The 25,742-nt window shown below is 65.1% G+C and carries 23 protein-coding genes; 17 read left to right on the forward strand and 6 right to left on the reverse strand.

The features are described from left to right. Positions 1-46 precede the first annotated feature (46 nt). The 5 genes from JW364_RS11970 to JW364_RS11990 all read left to right on the forward strand — a co-directional run bounded on the left by JW364_RS11970 (position 47) and on the right by JW364_RS11990 (position 7,260). Positions 47-1,363: a hypothetical protein gene (locus JW364_RS11970; protein WP_078112523.1), complete on the forward strand. Its 1,317-nt coding sequence runs from the start codon at positions 47-49 to the stop codon at positions 1,361-1,363. Beyond that, positions 1,353-3,065 carry a 2OG-Fe(II) oxygenase gene (locus JW364_RS11975; protein WP_139363003.1) on the forward strand — a complete coding sequence of 571 codons (1,713 nt, stop codon included), beginning with the start codon at positions 1,353-1,355 and terminating at the stop codon, positions 3,063-3,065. Before JW364_RS11970 ends, JW364_RS11975 begins: the two co-directional genes overlap by 11 nt. Continuing rightward, positions 3,058-4,863, forward strand: a complete 1,806-nt coding sequence (locus JW364_RS11980; protein WP_137810158.1) for a hypothetical protein — start codon at positions 3,058-3,060, stop codon at positions 4,861-4,863. The genes JW364_RS11975 and JW364_RS11980 overlap by 8 nt, the downstream gene beginning before the upstream one ends. 119 nt (positions 4,864-4,982) lie before the next feature. Then, entirely contained in the window at positions 4,983-6,653 is a 1,671-nt protein-coding gene (locus JW364_RS11985) for a M13-type metalloendopeptidase (RefSeq protein ID WP_176455905.1), read from the forward strand. Continuing rightward, entirely contained in the window at positions 6,640-7,260 is a 621-nt protein-coding gene (locus JW364_RS11990; protein ID WP_171011644.1) for a bifunctional 2-polyprenyl-6-hydroxyphenol methylase/3-demethylubiquinol 3-O-methyltransferase UbiG, read from the forward strand. Before JW364_RS11985 ends, JW364_RS11990 begins: the two co-directional genes overlap by 14 nt. A 135-nt stretch (positions 7,261-7,395) precedes the next feature. Here JW364_RS11990 and JW364_RS11995 read toward each other — a convergent pair whose 3' ends face one another. Both JW364_RS11995 and JW364_RS12000 read right to left on the reverse strand, forming a co-directional pair. Next, positions 7,396-8,487 (reverse strand): inositol-3-phosphate synthase, encoded by a 1,092-nt coding sequence (locus tag JW364_RS11995; RefSeq protein ID WP_065629492.1) that lies wholly within the window; start codon positions 8,485-8,487, stop codon positions 7,396-7,398. Further along, complete coding sequence (locus JW364_RS12000; protein WP_078112529.1) at positions 8,480-9,241, reverse strand: PadR family transcriptional regulator; 762 nt, start codon at positions 9,239-9,241, stop codon at positions 8,480-8,482. Before JW364_RS12000 ends, JW364_RS11995 begins: the two co-directional genes overlap by 8 nt. 273 nt (positions 9,242-9,514) lie before the next feature. Here JW364_RS12000 and JW364_RS12005 point away from each other — a divergent pair, with 273 nt between their 5' ends. From JW364_RS12005 to JW364_RS12025, 5 genes are all read left to right on the forward strand, one after another. Continuing rightward, the gene (locus tag JW364_RS12005) at positions 9,515-9,907 is read left to right on the forward strand and encodes a DUF5318 family protein (RefSeq protein ID WP_159371695.1); all 393 of its coding nucleotides are present in this window, start codon (positions 9,515-9,517) and stop codon (positions 9,905-9,907) included. Between the two features lie 127 nt (positions 9,908-10,034). Beyond that, positions 10,035-12,386 (forward strand): transglycosylase domain-containing protein, encoded by a 2,352-nt coding sequence (locus JW364_RS12010; protein ID WP_205333620.1) that lies wholly within the window; start codon positions 10,035-10,037, stop codon positions 12,384-12,386. Further along, complete coding sequence (locus tag JW364_RS12015; RefSeq protein ID WP_205333634.1) at positions 12,343-13,989, forward strand: glycosyltransferase 87 family protein; 1,647 nt, start codon at positions 12,343-12,345, stop codon at positions 13,987-13,989. Before JW364_RS12010 ends, JW364_RS12015 begins: the two co-directional genes overlap by 44 nt. A 52-nt stretch (positions 13,990-14,041) precedes the next feature. Beyond that, positions 14,042-14,980: a hypothetical protein gene (locus JW364_RS12020; protein WP_058252886.1), complete on the forward strand. Its 939-nt coding sequence runs from the start codon at positions 14,042-14,044 to the stop codon at positions 14,978-14,980. A gap of 36 nt (positions 14,981-15,016) precedes the next feature. Then, the gene (locus JW364_RS12025; protein WP_058252885.1) at positions 15,017-15,424 is read left to right on the forward strand and encodes a hypothetical protein; all 408 of its coding nucleotides are present in this window, start codon (positions 15,017-15,019) and stop codon (positions 15,422-15,424) included. 3 nt (positions 15,425-15,427) lie between these two features. Here the strand turns inward: JW364_RS12025 and JW364_RS12030 are convergent, their stop codons facing one another. Together JW364_RS12030 and JW364_RS12035 are read right to left on the reverse strand one after the other, a co-directional pair. Beyond that, the gene (locus tag JW364_RS12030) at positions 15,428-16,000 is read right to left on the reverse strand and encodes a GNAT family N-acetyltransferase (protein ID WP_205333621.1); all 573 of its coding nucleotides are present in this window, start codon (positions 15,998-16,000) and stop codon (positions 15,428-15,430) included. Continuing rightward, positions 15,997-17,481: a hypothetical protein gene (locus JW364_RS12035; RefSeq protein WP_240199003.1), complete on the reverse strand. Its 1,485-nt coding sequence runs from the start codon at positions 17,479-17,481 to the stop codon at positions 15,997-15,999. The genes JW364_RS12030 and JW364_RS12035 overlap by 4 nt, the downstream gene beginning before the upstream one ends. Before the next feature lie 167 nt (positions 17,482-17,648). Between JW364_RS12035 and rpsF the strand changes: the two genes are divergently transcribed. The 4 genes from rpsF to rplI all read left to right on the forward strand — a co-directional run bounded on the left by rpsF (position 17,649) and on the right by rplI (position 19,385). Then, entirely contained in the window at positions 17,649-17,930 is a 282-nt protein-coding gene (gene rpsF / locus JW364_RS12040) for a 30S ribosomal protein S6 (protein WP_058252882.1), read from the forward strand. Positions 17,931-18,044: 114 nt separating this feature from the next. Next, positions 18,045-18,566, forward strand: coding sequence for a single-stranded DNA-binding protein (locus JW364_RS12045; RefSeq protein WP_058252881.1), 522 nt, complete (start codon positions 18,045-18,047; stop codon positions 18,564-18,566). An 86-nt stretch (positions 18,567-18,652) separates the two neighbouring features. Further along, on the forward strand, positions 18,653-18,910 hold the full coding sequence (rpsR, locus tag JW364_RS12050) for a 30S ribosomal protein S18 (RefSeq protein WP_004020662.1): 258 nt from the start codon (positions 18,653-18,655) through the stop codon (positions 18,908-18,910). Positions 18,911-18,929: 19 nt separating this feature from the next. Further along, a complete protein-coding gene (gene rplI, locus JW364_RS12055; RefSeq protein ID WP_058252880.1) occupies positions 18,930-19,385 on the forward strand; it encodes a 50S ribosomal protein L9 in 456 nt (151 codons plus the stop codon). Between the two features lie 83 nt (positions 19,386-19,468). On the opposite strand, the gene JW364_RS12060 is transcribed toward rplI, so the two are convergent. Next, positions 19,469-20,131, reverse strand: coding sequence for a hypothetical protein (locus JW364_RS12060; RefSeq protein ID WP_205333622.1), 663 nt, complete (start codon positions 20,129-20,131; stop codon positions 19,469-19,471). A 569-nt stretch (positions 20,132-20,700) separates the two neighbouring features. Between JW364_RS12060 and dnaB the strand changes: the two genes are divergently transcribed. Next, entirely contained in the window at positions 20,701-22,929 is a 2,229-nt protein-coding gene (gene dnaB / locus JW364_RS12065; RefSeq protein ID WP_205333623.1) for a replicative DNA helicase, read from the forward strand. A gap of 276 nt (positions 22,930-23,205) precedes the next feature. On the opposite strand, the gene JW364_RS12070 is transcribed toward dnaB, so the two are convergent. Further along, positions 23,206-23,469 carry a hypothetical protein gene (locus tag JW364_RS12070; protein ID WP_205333624.1) on the reverse strand — a complete coding sequence of 88 codons (264 nt, stop codon included), beginning with the start codon at positions 23,467-23,469 and terminating at the stop codon, positions 23,206-23,208. Between the two features lie 346 nt (positions 23,470-23,815). Between JW364_RS12070 and JW364_RS12075 the strand changes: the two genes are divergently transcribed. Together JW364_RS12075 and JW364_RS12080 are read left to right on the forward strand one after the other, a co-directional pair. After that, the gene (locus tag JW364_RS12075; RefSeq protein ID WP_205333625.1) at positions 23,816-24,592 is read left to right on the forward strand and encodes a hypothetical protein; all 777 of its coding nucleotides are present in this window, start codon (positions 23,816-23,818) and stop codon (positions 24,590-24,592) included. 9 nt (positions 24,593-24,601) lie between these two features. After that, positions 24,602-25,615, forward strand: a complete 1,014-nt coding sequence (locus JW364_RS12080; RefSeq protein ID WP_205333626.1) for an ImmA/IrrE family metallo-endopeptidase — start codon at positions 24,602-24,604, stop codon at positions 25,613-25,615. Positions 25,616-25,742 lie beyond the last annotated feature (127 nt).

Below are 25,742 nucleotides of genomic sequence, written 5' to 3' on the forward strand. Positions count from 1 at the left end.
GCAAGCAACGGATGAGGTCGACGAATTCGGTCCCGATGATCGAGTCGTGGACGCGCTTGGCATCCCCAGCGCTCTGGTGAAGTCGGCCCTCGACGAGGGAATCGCGGCGCATGACTTCTGGGCTGTGATGACGGTGGTCGGCACATCGCAGATGCGACCCGACAACGACGCGGCGTTGATCCGCGATCTCATCGACTCCTGCGGGGGTGTCGACGGCAAACGCGTCGCGGACCTGGGGAGTGGCTGCGGGAGGTACGCGGCCGAGATCCACCGGCGCGGTGCGAGCGAAGTGGTCGGATTCGAGACATCCGGCACGCTCAGGCGGATCTCGAGAGCATTGCATCCGGCGGTACGTGTCGTAGGCGACTCGCTCAGCGACATCGGGGTGAGAGGCGCATTCGACGTGGTTGTCGCGTTGTCGCACATCCTGTTCATCAACGAGTCGCATGACGGGTTGCGGTCTGATCTCCGGAACATCCGGAGTGCGATGCCGGACTTCGGTGTCATTGTGGTGGAGCAGTTCTCGATCACCGCTGGGGAGAGGGTCTGGGCAGCGGTCGAAGGGACATCGATCACCGAACAATGCCACCTCGCTGATGAATCTTTGGTCCACCGGTTCGTGGTACGACGGGACGGCACAGCGATATTCGAGGAACAGATGAAATCGCTGCTTCTGACGGACGACGAGTTCGAGGAGATCGCACGGGACGCCGGCTTCCTGGTGAGTGCACGTCGCTCCGATGTGACGTCTTCCGGTGAGAAGTCGGAGTTATGGGTCCTGCGCGCGCAGAAAGGATTCAACTACCTCAGTGACATCGATTCCTTCCTGGAATCGTGGTTGGAGGGAGATCACGAGCGAAACAGATTGTCGCGTTCGCTCGTGGCCGACGCCGACGGGCGTGTGCGTCCCGAAGGGACGTTCGCATGGGGCCAAGGAGCCTCGGTCTCCCGGAACCATCCGGAGTTTCTAGAGTGCTTGGAGCCTGCGGTCACTAGCCTTGTTGTCGAACTGGTCACCGAGTGGAATCTGGTCACGTACTCCAGTTGCGACGGCCATCGAGTCTCGCGTGAGCCGTGCGAGGACTACACAGAATGCTACGTAGGTGTGGTCAGCTTCAGCGACGTTCACGAGCAGGCGTTGGTCAAGCTCTTTGAGACCGTATGTGCCGAGTTGGCGACCGATACCGCGCACCCCAGAGTTCGACAGCGTCCACTACTCGGCCCGCGTAGCAAGCATCCGGCCGTGGATCTACTGATCAACCGGCGCGGGCCGCATGTCACGTGGGCGAACTATCAGGTGGAGCGAGATCGACTTGTACACAGCATTGTTCAGCGTCTGAGAAGGATGCGACTTGAGAACTGACCGAGCGAGTGACGACATCTGGACCGAACTCGCTGACCTCGACGTCCGTCCAGAGCGGGCTTTGGGTGTGCTCGACCTCCTGAGCGGACGGATTCGCGGGTCATTCCGCACTCTCGCCCAGAGTCTCGAGGTTCCGTTCCCGGAGCTGTCGAGAACGATCTTCGAGGTACTCGAGATGGCGCCGCACGTGGTCGGCTACGGCGCGGGGTACATCTGGATGACATCGGTTCACAGTGCGATACGAGTAGACGACACAAACCGGTTCGAGGAGCTCGCAGCCGATTTTGAGCGATTCCGGGCGGCAGCCGCTGTGCTCTCGGGTAGCTCGTATGTTGCCGATGGCTTCCGCACCGACCTGCTCTCACGCGGTGCCGAGGGCGGGCCGGTGGTTTCCCTACCGTCTATCGGCGCCTTCGAACTGAACTCCGATTCGGGGCTCCGTATAGAGTCCGGCATTGTGCACGGGGAGTATCGGTCCGGACCGAGAACCGGCGGCCTGCGAGTCGACGCCTTCGAGAGTGCGTACCGGCTTCCCCGTTCGAAGTCGCTGTTCGATCTCGCACCCGAGGGTTGTTGGGAGACTGCGCACGAGGAGATCATTGCGGCAGCCGACATGGCGCACCAACTTGTTCCGACGCTTATGGATCGCTATCAGGCTGATGTCGTTCCGCTGAAGCGTGGGGAGCACACCTCGAACGCGGGTACGGATGAAGCCGCGCCCTTCGTGCTGTACTCGTCCTTTCGACGGACTCCGGTGGACTTGGTGGCCTGCCTCGCGCACGAGGAAGCGCATGCACTGATGAATGCGGCCGAGAAGATCCTCGGCGGAGTGCTTCCGGAGTCCGAGCTGACGATGCCTGTCCCGTGGAAACCGGGTGTGACCCGCACCCTGTCCGATGTCATCCACGGGCTCATCTCGTTCGGGCGAGCCGCCCAGGTCCGTGGGCGGGCCCTTTCGCTCGGCGTGTCCGATGAGCAGAACGAGGAAGCACGCGAACGGGAATCCCGATGGGTGCGTGAGGTCACAGCCGGCCTGGAGAACGGTGTGCTGGGTCCGCTGTCCGACGAACTCCGATCGTGGCTCGGACAGAATGTAGAAAGACTTGAGCCCGCACCACCGGAAGCCCGCGACGGCCGAGATGTGGTGGCGGTGGCAGGTGACTCGACCGACGCATGTCCGTGGGTGCTCTATCGATCGACGGGTACCAGGAACGCAGCGGCGGAACAGTATCCGGAGCTGAGTCAGGGCGAATGGCTTCGCGGATCGGGTGCATTCGGCGATCAAGATCGGCGGGATCTGGAGGTTGTTGTCAAGTCCCGGCTCGACACTGTTCTCACGCAGGAGATTCCCGAGCTCATACAGAGTCGATTCGGCACCAACGTCGTCCTGGAGGCCGTCAAAGCCCACCGGCTGCGGGAGGGCGATTCGATTCGCAATCACTCCGACCATGACGATCGAGCAGGTTCGTCGTCGACCGGGTCCTACCGTGCGGTGCTCGGCTGCACCGTGGCGCCGACGGCCGGCGGCGAACTACGGTTCACCGACGGTGATCGGGAGGCCTTCGTGGGACTTCCGCTGCGGTTCGGTGATGCGCTGATCATGAACATAGATGTGCCCGGAGGCCACGAAGTGACGAAAGTAAGCTCGAACACGTTCCGTTACACCGTCATCGCCACCTACCGGCGGGATGGAGATGCCTGATCCCCGCGATCGGAGGGCGAAGCTCGTCGTTGCCGACCTCCGGCCCAAGGTGATCATCTGGGATATCGACGGCACCCTTTGGGACGGCGTGATCGACGACAGCGTTGCGGGGGAACTTCGTCAGGGAGCTCAGCTGGTGCCGGCTTTGACCGAGCGAGGGCTGGTCAACTCGATCTGCTCGTACAACGAGACCGCGAAGGCCCGCCGGTGGCTTGAACAGCACGGGCTTGCCGACTACATCGTGTTCGAACAGATATCGTGGGAGGACAAAGCATCGGCGATCCGCCGAATGCTCGCATTCTTCAATGTCGCAGCCGAGTCGGTGGTCGTGGTCGACGATGATCTGCGGGTGCGCGAACGTCTTGCGGCCGATCTGGGCGTGACGACGCTGGCTCCCAACGACATTGAGACGGCTGATCTCGATTCATGGGGAGACGAATCGAGCGGTACCGAACGACTCGGACACTACCGTGTGCTGGAGCGCAGATGGAAGACACTCGAATCCCACCGGGCCAACTCACCTGGGAACGACCTCGTCCCGTTCCTGCGGGACAGTCGAATCACCGTCACTCCGGTTGACGTAGTGGCCAACAGCGGACGAATCGCTGAACTCTCGCAACGCAGCAACCGGCTCAACCTCACATCGAGTCGGATCGACCCGGAGGCCGTCGAAGAGCTAAGTCGCGATGGGGGACTCGTGTCCCGGGCCTTCCGCGTGGCCGACAGGTTCGGCGACTACGGACTGTGTGGATACCTGGTGGTGGAACCGAGTGTGTCGGTGAAGCACCTGCTCTGGTCATGCCGGGTGGTCAACCAAGGAGTTGTCGAGGCTGTCGCCGACAGGATTCGCACCGAGTTCGGGGTGACAGTCGATCACCCGGCCCTGATTGAGTTCGGCCGAGAGGTCGACTGGATCTCGGGTGTCGACGAGTTCTTCGGGCCTTGTTCGTCCATCGTGGAGCCTGCGGAGGCCGACCATCCGCCACCGGTCCTGAGTCAGGTCTGTCTCGTCGGTGGTTGCGACATGGATCTTGTGGCCGCGATGTGGCCACCCAGCGAGCATCTGGACGTTCTCGTCAGTGGGCTGACCAGTGCCGACGGTGTGCAGCAATACGGTCAGAGCAGCCTGCCGCTACTCGTGGGTGCAGCCGCGTACGGTGAAGAGTCGTTGAGAGTCAAGCAGATACCCTGGATCGGAGCGATCCCCTCGGTCGGCGACTGGGCCGAGGCAGATCTCGTCGTGATCAGTTTGTGGGTCGACTACAGCTGTAGCACCATTCGGCATCCGGAGGATCCCGACGAAGTGTGCGCGCCGGAGTACATCCGGTTGACTGCGTACAGCGACGACGCCGAATGGGGCCACTGGTTGGGCCAGTCAATGTGTAGGACAACATATCTCGGCGAGTTCATGCATGGGCCAGCGCTGACTGCCAGTGAACTGACGGGATACGTCGCGAAGTTGGCAGAGCTCTGCTCCGACACCACTGTCGCTCTGATCGGTGGTCCTGAGCTGTGCCGGGATGTCAGCTATCCATCGGGTGATGACCAGTACCGTCGCAATAAGACACTGAACGAAGCCGTGGCGGCTGAGGTGCGTAAGCATTCGAACCTGGTTTTTGTCGATATGAGTGCGATGGTGGACGGCGTCGGTCAACTCGCCTCGCCCGATGATCCGACCGGCTTCCACTATCGCCGTGATGTGTATGCGCGGATGGCAATCGAGCTTTCAGAGTTGCATGGGGAAGCGAGGGCCCGAGCGTACCGATCGCTTCTGGAGGCAGCGGAGACCGCGTTGTGAAGGTCGTGGGCGTGGGTCCGCGAGATGACTTCTACTGTCATGTGAACGGTGATTGGATCGATCAGCACGTGATGCCGCCGAACGTGTCGATCGACGGATCATTCAGGGACGCATGGAGAATGGCCGAGAGTCGTGTGCGAGATACCATCGCGTGCGAGCTGAAGGACACGCCTGTCTTCACATTCTGGTCCGCAGCGATGAGTGCATCGGATCCGTTGGTCGATCCGCACATCGTGTGCGCCGAGGAGCTGCAGGTTGTATCCACCCTGCGGGAGCCGTCCGACCTTCCCCGTGTGCTCGCCGAGCTCTACGAGATGGGTGTGACCGCCGCGCTGGAACTCACGGTCCGAACGGAACCAATTCTCGAATCGGGGGAAAAGCCAAATCGTCTGATCGTGAGGACGGTTCCCGGCGAGACGGACGACCGTGGGTCGGGCCCGGGCGTAGCGCAGAACCAGTTTACTTGTGATGACACACAGGCAAGTGCCCTCTCGCTCGACCTCGCTCACGCATGCCGGACCCGGAGTGCGGACCGAACTGAGAGGGTTTCTGTCCTCGACCTCTGCGATCGAGCCCCGTGTTTCGACTGGACCGGATGGCTCGACATCCAGGGCGTCGCATTGACCGAACAACTGAACGTGCAGGTCGTGGACGTCGAAGCGGTGGAGACAGTGGCGAACGCACTCACCGCGCACCCGCTCGCCGCCGTTCGGGAGTGGTTGCGATCACGAGTGATCCGGTGCCGCTACGGTCAACTGCGGGGTGGCGATAGCCCCGATGCACGACTGCTCGCCTGTCAACGGCTGACGGAACGCTTCTACGCCAAGGAGATTCTGGAGAGGTATCGACAACGTTTCGTCACTGAATCCCGAGTCGAGCAGGCGATGTCGATCGCGCTCGATGTCCGGAATGCTCTCCTGGAAATTCTCTGTCATCTTCCGCTCTCAGACGGTGGCCGACGCCATCTGGCCGAACAGATCGAGCGGGTCACCATCCGAGTCGGTCTCCCGGAGGCGAGACCGGTTGCCGCGGAGTTTCGGTGTTCGGACAACCCGTATGAGAATGTGCGCAACGCATTTCGAACTGAAGCTGCCGCCGTGCGAGCAACTCGGCATTGGCGGGAAGCCGCCGCCTGGGACCCGGCGAGGGCGTACAGCGCAACAGGGTATTACCACCGGGGTCGCGGGGAACTCCTGCTTCCGTGGGGCTTGCTCGACGAACCCTTCCTCGCCGACAACGGTGCGCCGGGCGCCAGCTTTGGGACGTTCGGTTGCATAGTCGGACACGAACTCGCCCATTCGATCGACCTTCACACCGAGGTCGACTTCGGAGATGACTCGCAATCAACGATGACGGTGTCAGACCTCCGGCGGGTGGCCGCCTGGCTGCACAGTCTGATCGACCAGAGTGACAAGGCGTTCTTTGATCCGATGTCCCGGCTGGAGTACGCAATCGACGCCGGTCGCGCACTCAACGAGGTCTTTTGTGACCACCTCGGGGTGTGGGCTGCGGCGGTCGCAACGAGTCATGCATCGCCTGGGCAGCAGGCGATGCGTGAGTTCTTCCGGGGCTACGCCACCATGATGCGTTCAGTCGCGACCGATGTCGAACGCGATGATCGCCTCTCCTACGATCCCCATCCCCCGGCTGAGGTCAGATGCAACTGGGTTCTTCGAAATCTGGACTACTTTCACGATGCCCACGCCACCACCAGCGGAGACCGGATGTGGGTCGAGCCGGCCCGTCGGCTGTGTCGGACACTCGAGGAGATGCCCGGTGAGTCGGGCTGACGTGTCGACCGATTCGTTCGCGTCCCTCGTCTCCGACGACGAGGTGTTACGCCATTTGTTGGAGGGAAGCGGGATCTCCTTGCCAGAGAGCGGATCGGAGATGTTGCAGGCATGGGAGTACAGCAGGCGATTCCTCGCCGGACTCATTCCGCGGCCCGGCACGCTGCTGGATTACGGCTGCGCCAACGGGTTTCTCCTCAAATGCCTTCAGAATTGGTCCCCGCACGACATCGTCCCTTTCGGCGTCGATATCGATGCCGCCCGTCTCCGGGAGGCGCGTCGGATCTTCTCAGAGGTTCCGGAGAACTTTGGTCTGGTCGGCCAGAGCGATGTGGTGGGTGAGGGGTTCCCCCGCCAGTTCGATCTGGTCTATTGGGCAGTCGGTGACAACATCGACTTCGCTGAAGCCGCGAACCAGCGGTGGCTGCGGAGCGTCCACGCGCTCACCGCTCCGGGCGGAAGATTTGTGATGGGGTTCTACGAATCGCCGACGGCGAATCGCGCCAAATTAGATGCCTTGTCGACGTGTGGTTTCCGCTTCCAGAGTGTGGTTCAGAATCCGCAGTCACCGGATGAACTCGCCATTTGGATCGACGTTTCACAGTGAGTGTGCACTCGGGCTCACCACCTGTGGGAACCCGGATGCCCGCCGGGGGTGGTTCGCGACGAGCAGATGAGAAACGTCCCCGTGCGGCCGGAACTCCGGCACACGGGGACGTTCAGTGGAATCTCTAGACGAGACTCAGGCCTCGATGATGAACTCCTCGAGCTGCTGACGCGCGACGTCGTCGGCGAGCTGCTTCGGCGGGGACTTCATCAGGTAGGCCGAGGCCGGGATGACCGGTCCGCCGATACCGCGGTCCTTGGCGATCTTGGCGGCGCGCACGGCGTCGATGATGATGCCGGCCGAGTTGGGGGAGTCCCAGACCTCGAGCTTGTACTCGAGGTTGAGCGGCACGTCGCCGAAGGCGCGACCCTCGAGGCGGACGTAGGCCCACTTGCGGTCGTCGAGCCACTCGACGTGGTCCGACGGGCCGATGTGGACGTTCTTGTCGGCGATCTTGCCGGCCAGCGGACCGTTCAGGTTGGAGGTCACGGCCTGGGTCTTGGAGACCTTCTTCGACTCCAGACGCTCACGCTCGAGCATGTTCTTGAAGTCCATGTTGCCGCCGACGTTGAGCTGGTAGGTGCGGTCGAGGGTGACGCCGCGATCCTCGAACAGCTTCGCCATCACACGGTGGGTGATGGTGGCGCCGACCTGGCTCTTGATGTCGTCGCCGACGATCGGGACACCGGCGTCGGCGAACTTCTGGGCCCACTCGGGGTCCGAGGCGATGAACACCGGCAGGGCGTTGACGAACGCGACGCCTGCGTCGATGCAGCACTGGGCGTAGAACTTGTCGGCCTGCTCGGACCCGACCGGGAGGTAGCTGACGAGGACGTCGACCTCGTTGTCCTTGAGGGCCTGGACGATGTCGACACCGGAGCCGTCGGCCTCGGTGATGGTCTCGAGGTAGTACTTGCCGAGGCCGTCGAGAGTGTGGCCGCGCTGGACGGTGACGCCGGTCGGCGGCACGTCGGCGATTTTGATGGTGTTGTTCTCGCTCGCGAAGATCGCGTCGGACAGGTCGAAGCCGACCTTCTTGGCGTCGACGTCGAACGCGGCGACGAACTCGACGTCGCGGACGTGGTACTGGCCGAACTTCACGTGCATGAGGCCGGGAACGGTGGAGCTCTCGTCGGCGTCCTTGTAGTACTGCACGCCCTGCACCAGGGATGAAGCGCAGTTTCCTACGCCCACAATGGCAACGCGCACCTTATTGGGCTCACCCATGGTCGGGTTCTCCTTCTTCTCGCGGCATCGCAGTCGTTCGCTGCGCAACCGGTGTTTTCCGTTGCTCGGGTTCGTCGAGCTGTTCGTCCCGGCTCGGCGTCGAGTCCGGGTCTTGATGTTCGTCATCGGCTCGTCCGGTGGAGGCCGTGGGCCGCCCCGGATCGAACGGTGACCGTTCGCCGTCGGCGAGGTCGTCGTCGAACTGTCCGTCGAACGGGTCTGGCGACCCGTCCTGCTGGGAGCTCTCGGCCGCGATCAGCTCGTTGAGCCAGCGGACCTCGCGTTCGCTGGATTCGAGGCTGAGCTGATGCAGCTGACGGGTGTACCGGTCGACGGCCCGGTTGGACCGCCCGACGATCTCCCGCAACCCTTCTCGACGCTCCTCGACCTGCCGCCGGCGTCCCTCGAGGATGCGCATGCGCGCGACCGCCGGGGTGCGGCTGAAGAACGCCAGATGCACACCGAAACCGTCGTCGGTGTAGTTCTGGGGTCCGGTGTCGGCGACCAGCTCCGCGAACCGTTCCCGGCCCGCGTCGGTGAGCTGGTAGACGCGCCGGCCTCGCCGCACCTTCACGCCCAGGGGCGTCTCCGGTTCGTCGATGAGGCCGTCGGCCTGCATGCGACGCAGCGTCGGGTAGAGCGATCCGTACGAGAACGCACGGAAGGCGCCGAGCAGGCCGGTGAGCCGCTTGCGCAGCTCATAGCCGTGCATGGGGGATTCGAGAAGCAGTCCGAGAATGGCCAACTCGAGCACTTCGCCACCCCCTTCGCGGTCCTGCCGATGACTGTCACTACTTCCTCGGATCGATGTGCCGGCACGCTCTGACGAGCCGACACCTCGTTCCGATGTGTTTGCCAATGTATCGCACCGATATAACCGTGTCCACGAGCGGTCGGTCGGCGGGAGGACGGACACGCGACGACGCCACCACGCGGCGATCGACCATCCCGGGTGTGGGTCCATCGGACCCGCGTGCCGAACCCCGTCGGCCCGACGCCCCGGCGGAGACCACGTACCCTGAGAACCGTGCAACGCCAGATCGTCGACTACGCCCTGCAGCGGCGCGCTCGGCTGTCCTCGGTCCACGCGGGCCGGACCGCGGTTCCCGAGGTCTGCGATGCGAGCCCGTATCTCCTGCGCGCCGCGAAATTCCATGGTCGGCCCAGCACCACGATGTGCCCGATCTGCCGAAAAGAGCAGGTCACGCTGGTGTCCTGGGTGTTCGGCGACCGGCTCGGTCAGGTGAGCGGGTCGGCGCGCAGCAACGAGGAGATCGCCCGGCTCGCGACGACCGCCGAGGAGTTCTCGGTGCACGTGGTCGAGGTGTGCCGGACCTGCAGTTGGAACCATCTGGTCCAGTCGTACGTTGCCGGGCTGCCGCCGCAGACCACGCGTCGCTCCCGACGCGTGGCCAAGTAGCGCGCCGGCCTGCGGTTTTTTGCCCGGGGCGGTGGCCTGCTGTCACAGTGGAGCGGCACGAGGCCAGAGAAGTTGACCGTGCTCGCCGGATGACGAATGTCCGTGCGACCCGGTAGGAAGGTGGACGATGAGCGAGGCACGTGGTTCTTCGCCCACGCCGCGACGCACCGGAGTCCGACCCGGTCCGGGCGGCGGCGGTCAGAACAGAAGTCAGACAGCGACACGACACCGACGGTTCGCGTGGGCGCTGGGGATCGTGGGCGCCATCGTCCCGGCGATCGTGCTGGTGCTCATCATCGCGTTCGCGGCCACCTACTTCACCGCCGAGATCCCCGAACCGGAGGTGAGCCAGAAGGCCACCATCGTCGACACGTCCGGGCGGACCCTCGCAGACGTCACCTCGCCCGACGGCAACCGCACGGTCGTCCCGTTCGACGAGATCCCCGAGACGATGAAGCAGGCGATCGTCGCCGCCGAGGACCGGGAGTTCTGGACAAACAACGGCTTCTCGCCCCGCGGCCTGTCCCGCGCCGCCATCGGTCAGATCACCGGCAACCAGACCGCCGGCGGTGGCTCGACCATCACGCAGCAGTACGTCAAGAACGCGATCGTCGGTGACGAGGTCAGCTACTCCCGAAAGTTCAAAGAGCTCGCGATCGCCGCGAAGATGAACGACCGGCACGGCTGGTCGAAGGAGAAGATCCTCGAGGCCTACCTCAACACGATCTACTTCGGCCGGGGCGCCTACGGCGTCGCGGTGGCCGCGCAGAAGTTCTTCAACAAGTCGATCACCGACAAGCGTCGCGCCGAGCGCAACCCGCTCACCTTCGAAGAGGCCGCGCTGCTGTCGGCGGTCATCCGCGCACCGTCCTACTACGACCCGGACACCAACCGTGAGGTCACCGAAGCGCGCTGGCGTTACGTCCTCGACGGCATGGTCGCGACCGGTGCGATCACCCGCGCGCAGGCCGACAACGCGATCTTCCCCAAGACCGTCAAGGCGCGTGTCAGCGACTCCGACGAGACCCCCGGGCCCAACGGTCTCATCAAGCGACAGGTCCTCGCCGAGCTCAACCGCATCGGCATCACCGACAAGCAACTGCGGACCGGCGGTCTCAAGATCAGCACCACGATCGACCCGCAGGTCCAGAACGGCGTCGTCCAGGCGGCCTGCCGCAAGAACCGGATCTACAAGTGCCCCGAAGGTGAGCTGAACGGCGAACCCGACGACCTGCTCGCGTCGGTGGTGTCCATCGACCCGCAGACCGGCGGGGTCCGTGGCTACTACGGCGGCGACAACCCGGGCGGCTGGGATCTCGCCCAGGCGGGCCTGCAGACCGGGTCGTCGTTCAAGGTGTTCGCGCTCGTCGCGGCGCTCGAACAGGACATCCCGTTGTCGAAGACCTACAGCTCCGCACCGTTCCAGGCCAGTGGCGGACTCACCGTCGAGAACTCCGACGGCGAGAGCTGCGGTACCTGCAACCTCGCGACGGCGATGAAGATGTCCCTCAACACGGTGTACTACCGCCTGATGATGGACCTCGACGGCGGTGCCCGGGCGGTCGCCGACGCCGCGCACCGCGCGGGTGTGGCCGAGTCCTTCGGCAACATCGAGCACACCCTGCAGGAGGCCAACGGCGAGCCCGAGGGCGGTGTGGTCCTGGGCCAGTATCAGTCCCGGGTCATCGACATGGCCTCGGCATACGCCACGCTCGCGGCCTCGGGTGTCTACCACGAGCCGCACTTCGTCCAGAAGGTCGTCGACGCCGAGGGGCAGGTCCTCTACGAGCGCAAGACCGAGGGCAAGCGCGTCTTCCCCGCGAAGGTCGCCGACAACGTCAGCGCGGCCCTCGAACCGGTCGCGGCGTACTCCAACGGCAACTCGCTCTACGACTCCTCGCTCGGTTCGCGGCCGTCGGCGGCCAAGACCGGCACCGTCCAGCTCGGCGACACGGGGCAGAACAAGGACGCGTGGATGGTCGGTTACACCCCGCAGCTGTCGACCGCCGTCTGGGTCGGCACCAGCGACGGCACCGCCCTGACGAACTACAACGGCGCGTCGATCTACGGCAGCGGCCTGCCGTCGTCGATCTGGAAGTCGGCGATGGATGCCGCGCTCGAGGGCAAGGAGATCAAGCAGTTCCCCGAGCCGGAATCGGTCGGCGGCGTGGCGGGAGTGCCGTATGAGGCACCGGCTACCACGTACGCGCCGTCGCAGCCCCGACGTGGGCCTTCCATACCGAACTTCGACATCCCCGACCAGGGCGGTGACGGCAACCTCACCCTCGCACCAGGCGTGACGATCCCGATCCCGGGCGCTCCGCGCAACGGCGGCGGTGGTGGCGCCGGCGGCGGGAACAGCCCCGGTGGTGGCGACGGTGGTGGCGACGCCGGCGGTGGCGACGGTGGCGACCTCGGCGGCATACCCGGCGGCGGTGGAGACGGTGGCGGAGGAGTCCCTGAACCGCCCATCGGCTGACCCGGACCCGGCCGACTCCGCGGCGAGCGGCTCTGAACCCGTCTGGGACAGCCCTGCACCACTGGCGAGCGATCAGTGTGTCGACGATGCACGCATCTTGCCGACGCGCACGGACGGTCTGGTGCGAGAGGCGAGTTCGCTCGTCGGCGGGCCGGTCGGGGCGCACGCCGTCATCGGGCGCGGCCGGCATCTGACTCCGCTGCGGGTGCTCTTCGCGCTCGCGTTGTGCGGACTCGCGCTCGGCTGGTTCGGCAAGGCCGGGTGCCTGCAACAGGCGCCGGCCGACTCCGGGGCCGCCGGCGCGAGCGCCGAGATGCGGCTCGACTGGGACGATCAGCGTCAGTTCACCAACCTCTGCTACTCCGACGTGATCAGCCTGTTCGGGGCGGAACGCCTCAACCGGGGAGCGCTGCCCTACCGCGACTTCTGGTTCCAGGAGGGCTCCGAAGGCGAGACCATCAAGCGGTACATGGAGTATCCGGTCGTCACCGGGATGTTCATGTACGGCGCGGCGCAGCTGACGCAGGGCTGGGTCTGGGCCGAGGCCAACTGGGGTGTCCCCGGCGCGCTCGACGTCGTGCTGTTCTTCACCATCGCCGCCCTGGCGTTGGCGGCGTTCTGGCTCGTGACCGTCTGGGCGACGGCCCTCACCGCGCGAACCCGCATGTGGACGGTATGGCTGGTGGCGCTGTCCCCCCTCGTCGTCGTCCACGCGTTCACCAACTTCGACGCCATCGCCACCGCGGCCGTCGCGGTGGCCCTGCTGGCCTGGTCGCGGGAGAAGTTCTGGGTGGCCGGCCTGTTCATCGGGCTCGGCGCGGCCGCGAAGCTGTATCCCGCACTCCTGTTGGTGGTGCTGGGTGCGCTCTGTCTGCGCAGCGGGAGAGTCCGCGAGTTCGGGATCACGGCTGCGACGGCGATCGGCGCCTGGCTGGCGGTCAACCTGCCGATCCTGATCCCGTACCCGACGGGGTGGTGGGAGTTCTTCCGATTCAACGGCGATCGGTCGGCGGACCCCGACACCATCTACCGGATCGTGGCCGACTCGGCTGGTTTCACATGGAACATCGGTTATCTGAACGCGTTGTCGGTGGGTCTGACGGTCGCCGTGATCGCGGCGGTGGCCGCGATCGGAATCCTCGCGCCGCACCGACCCCGCGTGGCCCAACTGACCTTTCTCGCGGTGGCGGGCTTCCTGCTGGTGAACAAGGTGTGGAGTCCCCAGTACTCGCTGTGGCTGGTTCCGCTTGCCGTGCTTGCCATTCCACATACTCGACTGCTGCTGGCCTGGATGACGCTCGACGCCCTGATCTGGGTGCCGCGGATGAGTCTGTTCCTCGAGGCCGAACGTCGCTGGCTTCCCGACCAGTGGTTCACCGCAGCCGTCGTGCTCCGCGGACTGATGGTGCTGGTCCTCTGTGCCGTCGTCCTCTGGCAGATCTGGCATCCGCGCGACGACCTCGTCCGCCGCGGGAACGACGGCCGATGGTACGACGACCCGGCCGGTGGTGTCCTCGACGGTGCTCCCGACCGGATCGGCCGCCGGGCGAGGACGCTCGGCACCGCGGATGGTCCTCGGGAACCGGCCCCGGTGGGCGGATGACGGTCACCGAACGCGACGGAACCGAACCGGGCCCCGCTGCGTCCAAACGACCATGAAGCACACCACACTCGCTCTCCCCGACGATCTCACCGACTGGCTCTCGGCGGGCGACCGGGCCGCCGAACTGCACTCCGACACCGTCGCCGTCGACCGGCAGTGGTGGACGGACGCGCTCGCCGAACACGGACTCCCGGATTCGTTGCTCGGCAACAAGATCAGCAGAGCAGACCTGTTCGCGCTGGGGTCTCGGGCCACCGACTCGCCCGACGACGCGATTGCGTTGCTGTGGAACGTCGTCGCGTTCTGTCTCGGCCGCCGCACCTCCGACGGCAAGAAGCGGATCGCCGCGGTGTCCGCCGACCGGAAGTACCTCGGCGGGCTGCTGAGAGACGCGGCCGAGACGGGCCGCGAGGAGCCCGGCGCGGCGTATGCAATGCTTCGGCCCGACAAGGGCGGCAACATGATCGAGCGTCTGGGTCCGGCCGGTTTCACCTGGTTTCTCTACTTCGCGGGCGCCGGGGAGCCGAAACATCCGAGTCCGGTCCTCGAGAGCAAAGTGGCCAGGTCGCTGCGCCGTGCCGGCTGGCGGGACCTTCGCGAGTCGACGTGGACCGCGGCCGACTACGTCGCCTACTCGAAGGTCGTCGACGGGTGGCGTGCGGATGCGGGCATCGACCGCAACGACGTCATCGTGCGGGGCCTCTTCGCCATCTCGCCGCCGAGCGGCTGGGATCATCCGTGGCAGGCATGGGAACGACAGACGTGGGAACGCGAGAACTGGGTGAGGGGACCGTTGACGACGGACGACCTGCGCGCCGTACACCGCTGGCTGTCCACGCTCGCCGCGCTCACCTCCAGATCGGCTGCCGCACACGAGGAGTTCGAGCGGCTGGGGCACAAGATCAACACCGCACTAGGAGGCGAGGTCGGTGAGATCAGGGCGTCGCTCGAGGGCGATCGCTACCGGCACTCCTACCACGGGGAGTACTGACGGTTGGGTGACCGCTCCGGTGGGTAATGACGGATCATGTCGGATACCGCACCACACATCTCGGACGACACCGCGGAAGCGGTCGGCAAGGTGGGGGAGGCGCTCGAGTACATCGAGCGCGCCCGCGGCCACCTCTATTCGTTCCACCAACTCATCGGACGCGGCGATCTGCTGCTCGGGGAAGCAGTGGACGAACTACGAAAGGCCGGACACGGGGAGTTCGCCGACGAGCTGTCCACCGAGTTGGTGGGTCGCAACGTTCTCGAGGGGCGCTGGACATTCCAGGTCGTCGAGGAATTCGACGACACCTACTGGGGCCCGTTGCGCGAGTACGTCAACCGGGTTCGAGCCGACCTGACCGACGGCCAGCGACACGTGCACGAGGCGCGGATGAAAGAAGACCGGCGCACCCAGGGCCATCCCGAGCACACCGCGAATCCCTAAATCTCAGACAGAGATTCGTTGTAACAGGCGATCTCTCGCCGACGGCCACTCGTCGTCGGTCATCGCGTACAAGGCGGTCGTGCGCCAACCGTCGCCGAATCGGCGGTGCTTGCGCAGCAGACCCTCGAAGTTGGCACCCAGTTTGGTGATCGCGGCGCGGGACTGAGTGTTGTTCTCGTGGGTGTGCCAGGTGAGGCGGACGGCGCCGCGCTCCTCGAACGCATGGCGCATCAGCAGGAACTTGGCGGTGGGGTTCACCGCGGTTCCCTGGACGCGTTCGCTGTAGAAGGTGTACCCGATGCACGCGGCCCGGTTGGCCTCGTCGATGTCGTAGAAACTCGTCGACCCGACGACACTGCCGTCGGTGTTGTCGACCACGGCGAACGCCACCCGGGAACGGAGCGCCGAGTCGACGAACCGACAGGCACTGTCCTCATCCGTCGGCACTCCGGGGACCCACCGGAATCGGGCCGGGTCGTCGACCACGCGCGCCAACGGTCCGATGTCCTCGATGCTGATCGGTCGCAACGTGACTCGTCCGTGCACGAGGGGGCCGGTCGCCAACCAGGAACTCATGACGAGCCTTTCGCCATCGCGTCTCGCGGCGGGTGCCGGGGTGCGTCAGCGGACCCCTGATCGGTGGCATCATGCACGCGTGCGGCCACCCGGGAGGCCAACGGTTCCCGAAGCGGGGTCCGCGGGAGGGTCACGATCAGGTAGGCCAGCAGGGCGGCGTGCACCCACACCGAACCGGCGACGCCGGTGACGATCCACCACGGCAGCGGCTCGCCGGCATCGCGGATCGGGAACAGCCGGAAAATCGTCAGGTCGAGGGCGAGGTCGGTGAGCAGATACGTCAGGATCACCGACCACCGCACCTTCATCAGAACGAAGAACGGCAGGATCCAGAGCGTGTACTGCGGGGAGTGGACCTTGTGGAACAGCATGAAACCCGCGAGCATCGCGCCGCTCACGCCGATCCAAGGGAAGGTGCCGACGCGGTCGAAGCGGCGCCACCCGAGGTACATCGCGACCGCGAACGTCGTGAGGATCAGCAGCGGCGACAGCACACTGACCAGCGAGTGGTAGGTGTCACCGGTCCCGGTGAGATAGCGCAGCCCCCAGTACCAGATGGAATTGGTGTCGACGTCGGCTCGTCGTCGACTCTGGAACGACAGCGCCGCCTTCCACCCGTCGAATCCGAGCACCATGAACGGCAACTGGATCGCGACCACGGTGACGACGGCAGCGCCCGCTACCCAACCGGCGCCCGTCCAGTCGAGACCGCCGCGGGCGTCTCGTCGTCGTTCGACCATGCGCGCTCCGCCGGCTCCGCGGGTGAGAACGTATGCCGCCAAAGGCAATACGAAGATCCCCGGGTAGAGCTTGAGGCAGAATCCGATCGCGAGCAGAACCGCCGCGATCACCGCGCTCGTACGAAGCGGCAGTCGTCGTCGACGGGTTACGGGGTGGACCGACGCGCCCCACGCCATCACGGCGACGGCCCCGACGGCGGTGGCGACGACCGGGAGCTCCCAGTTGTGGAAGGAGTACAGCACCAGAGGAGGCGTTGCGGCCCAGAGCAACGCCCACCAGCGCACCATCGATGCGAGCAGCACGGTGATCGCGAAACCGAACGGCGCCAACAGGAGCGCCGACTGGGTGAAGAACTCGGTGTCGGTGTCGGCGCCGACCGCACCGACGAACATGAGCACGCCGGAGAGCACCGGATATTCGACGACGCCACCGAACAGAGTCCCGTCCGATGTGATCCCACCGTGGATGTAGGGAAAGACGTGCGTGTTGATGTCGCGACCGACCCAGAGATACATCAGGTCCGAGTAGCAGGGGATCACCGCGTCCGGATCGCCGGTCGGCCAGTTGTCGCTACGTCCGAGTGCATCGAACGGGGCGCCGCCGCACCGCAGCTTCGCCTGGAAACTCCAGAACATCGTCGCGGCTGTCGCCAACACCGAGACGAGGACGATCACGGCCGTCTCACCACGGCCGGAGAGCCGCGCCGACCACCGGCCCGGGGTTGTCCGCCGCTCCGACATGGGCAACAGCGTAGGTGGTCCCATGATGTGTCGCCGAGGCGGCCCGCGACCACGGATTTCTCTGCGAACGGGCAGGTCATGTATCTTGGACCGGTTGCCGACGCAGGCGACCCTCCTGCCACGGACAGTCCGTGGCCGACCTAGCCCATAGGAGGTGATGTGGTCTTATGCGTCACTACGAATTGATGGTCATCCTCGATCCGAATCTGGACGAGCGCACCGTCGCACCCTCACTCGATACTTTCCTCAACGTTGTCCGTAAGGACGGCGGTTCGGTGGACGGCGTCGACATCTGGGGCAAGCGCCGACTCGCCTACGAGATCCTCAAGCACAACGAGGGCATCTACGCCGTCATCGATCTCAATGCCGAGCCCGCCACGGTCTCCGAGCTCGATCGTCAGCTGAAGCTGAACGAGTCGGTTCTGCGCACCAAGGTCCTGCGGAAGTAATCCACAGGGTTTCTTGATCGTGTGAAGACGTCGGTACCGGGTTCTAGGGTTGAGCCCAGAATCCGGTGCATGTCGATCAGCGAGTGCCCACCAACGACCCGAGGGGAAACACACATGGCAGGCGACACGGTCATCACCGTCATCGGCAATCTGACCGCCGACCCGGAATTGCGGTTCACGCCGTCCGGCGCAGCGGTTGCCAACTTCACGGTGGCTTCCACCCCGCGCACCTTCGACCGCCAGACCAACGAGTGGAAGGACGGCGAAGCGCTGTTCCTCCGCTGCAACATCTGGCGCGACGCCGCGGAGAACGTGACCGAAAGCCTGACCAAGGGCTCCCGGGTGATCGTGCAGGGACGGCTCAAGCAGCGGTCCTACGAAACCAAAGAGGGTGAACGACGCACGGTCGTGGAACTCGAGGTCGACGAGATCGGCCCCTCGCTGCGCTACGCCACCGCCAAGGTCAATCGGGCCTCGCGCGGCGGTGGCGGTGGCGGCGGTGGATTCGGATCGGGCGGCGGCGGTGGCCGCGGCGGTGGTTCGAACCAGCAGGTTGCCGACGATCCCTGGGGCAGCGCGCCTGCCAGCAACAGCGGGGGATCGTTCGGCGGCGGGGACGACGAACCACCTTTCTGATATCGGTCGGGGCACGATGATCCGCCCCGAACAGCCCGGGAACGGCAGCGACCGTCCCCGACAGCATTGACTGGAGCAACACACACATGGCAAAGGCAAAGCCGAGCCGGAAGCCTCGCGTCGAGAAGGTCACCAAGACCAAGGCGTGCAGCTTCTGCAAGGACAAGAAGGCCGTCATCGACTACAAGGACACCGCGCTGCTGCGTCGTTTCCTGTCCGACCGGGGCAAGATCCGGTCGCGTCGCGTGACCGGTAACTGCGTGCAGCATCAGCGCGACGTCGCTGTGGCAGTGAAGAACTCGCGTGAGGTGGCCCTGCTGCCCTTCACCTCGACCAGCCGATAAGCGGAAAGGATCAGTTGACATGAAGCTCATCCTCACCGCCGCCGTGGAGAACCTCGGCGAAGCCGGCGACATCGTCGTGGTCAAGGACGGCTACGGCCGCAACTACCTGCTGCCCCGCGGCCTGGCCATCAAGGCCACCCGCGGCGCCGAGAAGCAGGTCGAAGGCATCCGTCGGGCACAGGAGGCCCGCGAGGTCCGTGGTCTCGAGCACGCCAACGAGCTGAAGCAGGCCCTCGAGGGTCTCGCCGACGTCTCGCTGGACGTGAAGACCCACGATTCGGGCAAGCTCTTCGGTTCGGTCACCGCGGCAGACGTCGCCGGTGCCATCAAGACCGCGGGCGGTCCGACCCTCGACAAGCGCAGCGTCGAGCTGCCCAAGGGGCACATCAAGGCCACCGGTAGCTACCCGGTCGTCGTCAACCTGCATCCGCAGGTCTCGGCGACCGTCCAGCTCGCCGTCGTCGCCGCGAGCTGACCTCAGCGTTCTACATACACAAGGCCGGGTGGAGATCCTCCACCCGGCCTTGTCGTGTCTGTTGAGCGCCTCCGCGTGAGCCCCTATTTCGGTGCAGGCGGACTGGCCGGCAGCTGGTTCCAGTACTGCAGTCGCGGCGGAAGGTACTGCGGTGCCGGGTTGGCGCTGTGGTCGACCGCGTTGTTGCCCGGACCGAGGGTGTCCCAGGACGGGAAGAAGAACTTGTGCCAGGCGGGCGTGAAGATGAGAGCGCGGTCGCCGGTGCGGCAGGCGACGGTGTCGCGACGGGGCACGGTGCACGTGACGCCTTCGATGGTGACCCGTTTGCCGACACCGAGGACCGGTGGCCGGAAGCCGCTCTCCGGGCCGAACCGGTAGGTCTGATCGGCACGCGCCCACCACGGGCCCTGCTGATCATCGGAGATCACCGCGCCGGTCGCGTTCGGCGGGGCGGTCGCGGGACGGCCCGCGCAGCCGACGTAACGGTAGCCGGGACCGATCTCGCACACCCACCTACCGGTGGTGAAGAAGGACCGTCCGTTGTCGACATAGGCCAGCGATCGGAACGTCGTCGGGGCGACCGGCTGATAGCGCGACAGATCGAACTCGACGGGCATCGAGGGGCCTGGCGCGGCGGACGTCGGCGGGGCCGCCGCCAGCCCAGCCGCAGCGGTCAGGGCCGCCACCACGGTGACCGCACGACGGACGACGACGGACCTCAACCCCAACCTCGACACGATCGACATTGCATCACACCCGAGGGAACGTCGTCGGCGATCGCCGCAGAATCGTGCGAACCTGCGTCGCCCGGCCCGTCTGGCCAGGTGTAACGCAGACCACACCGGATGTTCACCCGAATATTCGCCACGGGGAGTTGAACAGGTGTCCGCAACACGCCCGCAAGACGACGCGCCGAAGAAGTCCAAAGGATTTCCAATTACTTGATTGTGGAAATCAGTGAGGGCGCTGACCTGCGAAAACTGCGTTGTTCACACCCTGATTCCTCAGGTTGTCCACAAAGGCTGCACAACTCGTCCCCGCGCAACTCACACACCGTCCACAAGTGTTCCCCAGATCCGTCAACAGGTCGGTTTGAGTAGCGGTCGCAGACGTCCTAGTGTCACGCCTCAGCGTCTCCGTCCGTCTCGGCGCACACGACATTTCGCTGTCGGTGCCATCCGATAGGAAGAGACTGACCAGAACACGACGTCGACACCGGGGACTCGCGACGTGGCCTACCGGGGCCGACACCAGACTCAGGGTCGTACTCATTCGATGTCGGGTGGGATCGAACGTTGCGAGAGGTTTGACACGCGTGGCTGTTGTGGATGACCGCGGGCGCGGCCCCGCCGCCGGAGGGCGAGGCCGGGAAGACGAGATCCCCGCCGAGGACTTCGGTAGGCAGCCTCCGCAGGACCTCGCCGCCGAGCAGTCGGTGCTCGGTGGCATGTTGCTGTCCAAGGACGCGGTCGCCGACGTCGTCGAGAAGATCCGCACCGGCGACTTCTACCGTCCGGCCCATCAGGCGGTCTTCGAGGCGATCCTCACCCTGTACTCGAAAGGCGAGCCCGCCGACGCGGTGACGGTCGCCGCGGAACTCGAGCGGGCGGGCGAGCTCAAGCGCATCGGCGGTGCGCCGTACCTGCACACGCTGATCTCCACGGTGCCCACCGCCGCGAACGCCGGCTACTACGCCGAGATCGTCGCCGAGAAGGCATTGCTGCGTCGACTCGTGGAGGCCGGCACACGCATCGTCCAGTACGGCTACGCCGGCGCCGACGGGCAGGATGTCGCCGAGGTGGTCGACCGCGCCCAGGCCGAGGTGTACGAGGTCACCGAGAAGCGCACCGCCGAGGACTATGTCCCGCTCGAGGATCTCTTGCAGCCGACGATGGACGAGATCGACTCCATCGCGTCGCGAGGCGGCATCTCGCTCGGTGTCCCGACCGGCTTCGCCGATTTCGACAAGCTCACCAACGGGCTGCACCCCGGTCAGATGATCATCGTCGCCGCGCGTCCGGGTGTCGGCAAGGCGCTCGCGCTCGACACCCCGCTGCCGACGCCCACCGGCTGGACCACGATGGGCAAGGTCGGGGTCGGCGATCACCTGCTCGATGCCCACGGCCGGCCCACCCGGGTCGTCGCCGCCACCGAGGTGATGACCGAACGGCCCTGCTACGAAATCGAATTCAACGACGGCGCGACGATCGTCGCCGACGAGCAACACCAGTGGGCGGCCGAGATCGACGGTGAGCGACGGGTCATCACGACCGCCGGCCTGCGGGCGCACGTCGGCTGCGCGGTCGTGCGCAACACCGCGCCGCTCGAGTTGCCGCGCAAGCGGTTCGCGTACGGCCCGTACACGGTGGCGGCGCTGGCCGGGATGGCCTTCGACGATCCCGAGATCAGCATGCGCATCGACGCGGAGGGCCCGGTCGACGTCATGACGCTGATGGCGGACCTCGGTGGCCGGATTCCGTACGAGTATCTCCGTGGTTCGATCGCGCAGCGTCGTGCCCTGCTCGCGGGGTTGCTGGATGCCCGTGCCTCGGTGGACGACGACGGCTGGATCACCGTGCCCGCCGCGACGCGGCACATGACGGCGGTTGTCGCCGACCTCGTGGCCGGGCTCGGTTTCAACTACAAGCGATCCGCCACGGGCTGGTTGCGCGTCGACGCCGACGAAGACGTGTTCACCGTGCATCACAAGGCAATTCGGCACAAGGAGCTGCGTCGTCGGGCCGGTGTCCGACGCGTCGTCGCCGTTCGCCCCGTCGATCCGGTCCCGGTGCGCTGCGTGCAGGTCGACAACGCCGACCACCTGTATCTCGCGGGTGAAGCGATGGTCCCGACGCACAATTCGACCCTGGCGATGGACTTCCTGCGATCCGCGGCCATCGGACACGGTCTGACCGCCGCCATGTTCTCGCTGGAGATGAGCAAGACCGAGATCGTCATGCGCCTGCTGTCGGCGGAGGCGAAGATCAAGCTCGCCGACATGCGTGCCGGCACCATGAGCGACGACGACTGGACACGGCTCGCACGTCGAATGGGTGAAATCTCGGAGGCGCCGTTCTTCATCGACGACTCACCCAACCTCACGATGATGGAGATCCGCGCCAAGGCGCGCCGTCTCAAGCAGCGGCACGACCTGAAAGTCGTTGCGGTGGACTACATGCAGCTGATGACGTCGGGCAAGAAGGTCGAGTCGCGCCAGCAGGAGGTCTCGGAGTTCTCCCGCCAGCTGAAGCTGCTGGCCAAGGAACTCGAGGTCCCGGTGATCGCGATCAGTCAGCTCAACCGTGGTCCCGAGCAACGTACCGACAAGAAGCCCCAGGTGTCGGACCTCCGTGAGTCCGGCTCGCTGGAGCAGGACGCCGACATGGTCATCCTGCTGCACCGCCCCGACTCCATCGAGCGCGACGACCCGCGCGCCGGCGAGGCCGACATCATCGTCGGCAAGCACCGTAACGGCCCGACCGCCACCATTACCGTTGCGCACCAGCTGCACCTGAGCCGGTTCGTGGACATGGCGCGGGGGTAGGCACGTCGCTCTTGGTTGAGTCGTGGAGTCCTCGAGGCTTGCGATTTCGGCGACCGTTCTTGATCGGGTTGCGGGCGCGCGGTCTCGAACTGCAGCCCGTGCCGTTGACCTGTTTGAGGCGCGTGCAGTCGGCAGTGGATTGACGGCGAACGTTCGGTTGAGGTGTATCGACACTGTTTCGGTATAGGACCGTCGCGCAGATTGTGCTGAGAAACCTCCCACATAACGGCCGGCACCCTCCAGCCACTACAGCTCGCGATCTTCGTCTCAGGAGATCTAGATGATCGCTTCGATGAAACGGCCCACCGCCCAGATCGAGTAGGCATCGATTGACACGAGAGCATCGGTGTCGGCAGGCCGCTGTACGCTGCTGATCATGCCCGGGGAGAGCGCCGAGTTCGGTGACGCGTACTGGATGAATCGAGAGGCGTCGCTGCACCCAGCCAGGGTTGGCAAAGCCGCGCGGCCTGTGGCCTGCATGGCTGAGCGACCACTCGACACCACATGGGCAGGACTTCCCAGAGTGACCAGCGACGTCAAGGCCGGCGACCTTGCGAGTGCGCCAATGCCAGCACTTGGCCTTGATAGAGCCGGGTGGTGGACCGCTCGGTATGTTCATCCAGTTCTCAAGACCATGACCGGAGTCAGGGGCCGCTGTGATTACCTGGGCAAACTGCCGGCCTCCGAGGTGAAGATCGCGCGGAAGGTGTACTCCAGGCGCTTGCACGATTCTTAGCCCCTGTACCCTGGCGATTCTTTGCTTTGCGACACGAGAAACGGAGGACGACGAGTGGTCAGCCCGCTACCAGCCCGTGTCCCTGAGCGCGCACGCACACTCTGGGAGAACGGCACGGGGGACGACCGTATCCGAGTCGGTGAGCTGTGGGTGCTCTCTTGGGACGCTGAAACCGTTGGGCTGTCTGTCATTGCTGCGGTCAGGGACGGCTACGTGGTGGTCTGGCCCGTGACCCTCCCCGGAGAGACTTCGTTCGCTCCGGGACTGGTGCTCGAACAATCTCCGCTTGAAGTCTCGGTCACGATGTGGCCTACACGGGAGACCGGAATTGGCAATCACCTCCTTGACCGCAGCCTCGGTAAACTGATTGATCCGGAACGAATACACGCGATCGCTGACGCGCTCGAAGAAGGCAACGATCCCGGGTTTCCCTTTGCCACGAGTTCCGCATGGGATCGAGAGAACGCCGCCGCGGACCGCGCTTTCGTGGAGCGCTGGACAGAATTGTGCTTCAACACCGGCGGTGTGGAACACGACATGCTGTTGGATGCAGCGCGGGTACAGTCAGCCGGCGCGTCATCCAGAATGACGGCGCAGCTTCTTGATCTTGGACCCCAGCAACTGCGGCCCATCTGGGATGGAGTCGTGCCGATTAGGGAGTCGCAACTATCAATACTGGCCGAGAGCCTTGATGTTGCCCCCGAGACACTGCTCCGACCGGACCCGCTCGCATCAGTCGTTTCCCGGCTCGCGTCGCCGAAGTTCAAACCGGCGGTCAATGAAACAATTTCAGCCACCGGGTGGACCGAAGCGGCAGTGCGCAATGCGGTTAGGCACGAGTTCACTTTGGCTGCGCGAGACGACGCCAATAGCGACGAAGTCGTTGACCGGAAGCTGGCGGACGCAATCGCACGAGTGGGGCGCTAAGGACCGGCAGTGATCACCTGGGAAGAATGCGGACACGCAGGGCGGGCCGGCGATGTCGCCGCAGCACTGATCGCCGAGTGCGACACATTCGACTTCGGGGCTCTCGGGAATGATCCGCTTGTCGCTCTGCAGGAGTACGACGAGGTGGCGGTGTCGATCGAGGAGAATCTTCGCCCAGGCGGATGCGGCGGAGGAGGCTATTACCGCCCCGATCCCCCGACCATTCACCTTCATCGCGCGACAGCGCGGCGTGACAACTTCACCGTGTTGCATGAGCTCGGACACCATGTTCAGCAAAGACACTCTGCCTGGTCGTGGGTCCTGATGGACATCCCGCCCGACGAGCGTCGAAGCGTCGAAGAAGCGGTGGCCAACCATTTCGCAGCGCAGATCCTTATGCCGGTGAGTCAGGATGACCGCGATGCCTCTGCCCACCACCCCGCGGACGTCATGGCGGGCATCTTCGCCAGGACGACGGCATCGCGGGCCGCAGCGTTGCAGCGCGTTCGTGAGATGCTCCCTCGGAGGTCGCGCTGGATGCTTGCAGTATCCGAGCTCGACGGTGTGGTCACTACCTCATACTCGTCGTACGACGACCCACAACCGCCGACGGGATTCGCACAAAGCGGGTTCAGGCAGGTTGCCGACGAGGCGTCGGAAGGTCCGGTGCGACGCGAGTTCCACGAGGGGATCGAGTATCGCACTGGCTCTGTACTCGACGGAATGCGCATCGAAGCGGCGCTCGACTTCGAAGAGCGGTACCTGTTTGTCGCCCTGCGGCCAACTGCGGTCAACGGGACTGGGACCTGGACATACCCGGAGCAGGAGTGCTCCAACCTGGGTTGCGGCTCGTTCTTCGCAACCCAGGATTCCACTGGACGGTGTGGCACTTGCCTCGACTACAAATGCCCAGTCTGCCGATTGTGCGGTTGCGCGATCATGGAGCGCCCAGCTGTGTGTGGTCAGTGCAACATGGCGTTTACGCCCGCGGAAAGGGCCTCCGGAGAACACGACTGCTGGTAGCGATTACTGTCATCGTCCCGAAGCGGTCCCGGGTGCCACATGCCAGACAGGGACCTCGCGCGTCCCCGAGATTTTGTCGGAAGCCGCCGATAACATATCGACCAATTGAGGCCTCGCTGTCGTGTCC

It is taken from the genome of Gordonia sp. BP-119, from assembly GCF_016924115.1.
Classification (GTDB): domain Bacteria; phylum Actinomycetota; class Actinomycetes; order Mycobacteriales; family Mycobacteriaceae; genus Gordonia; species Gordonia hongkongensis.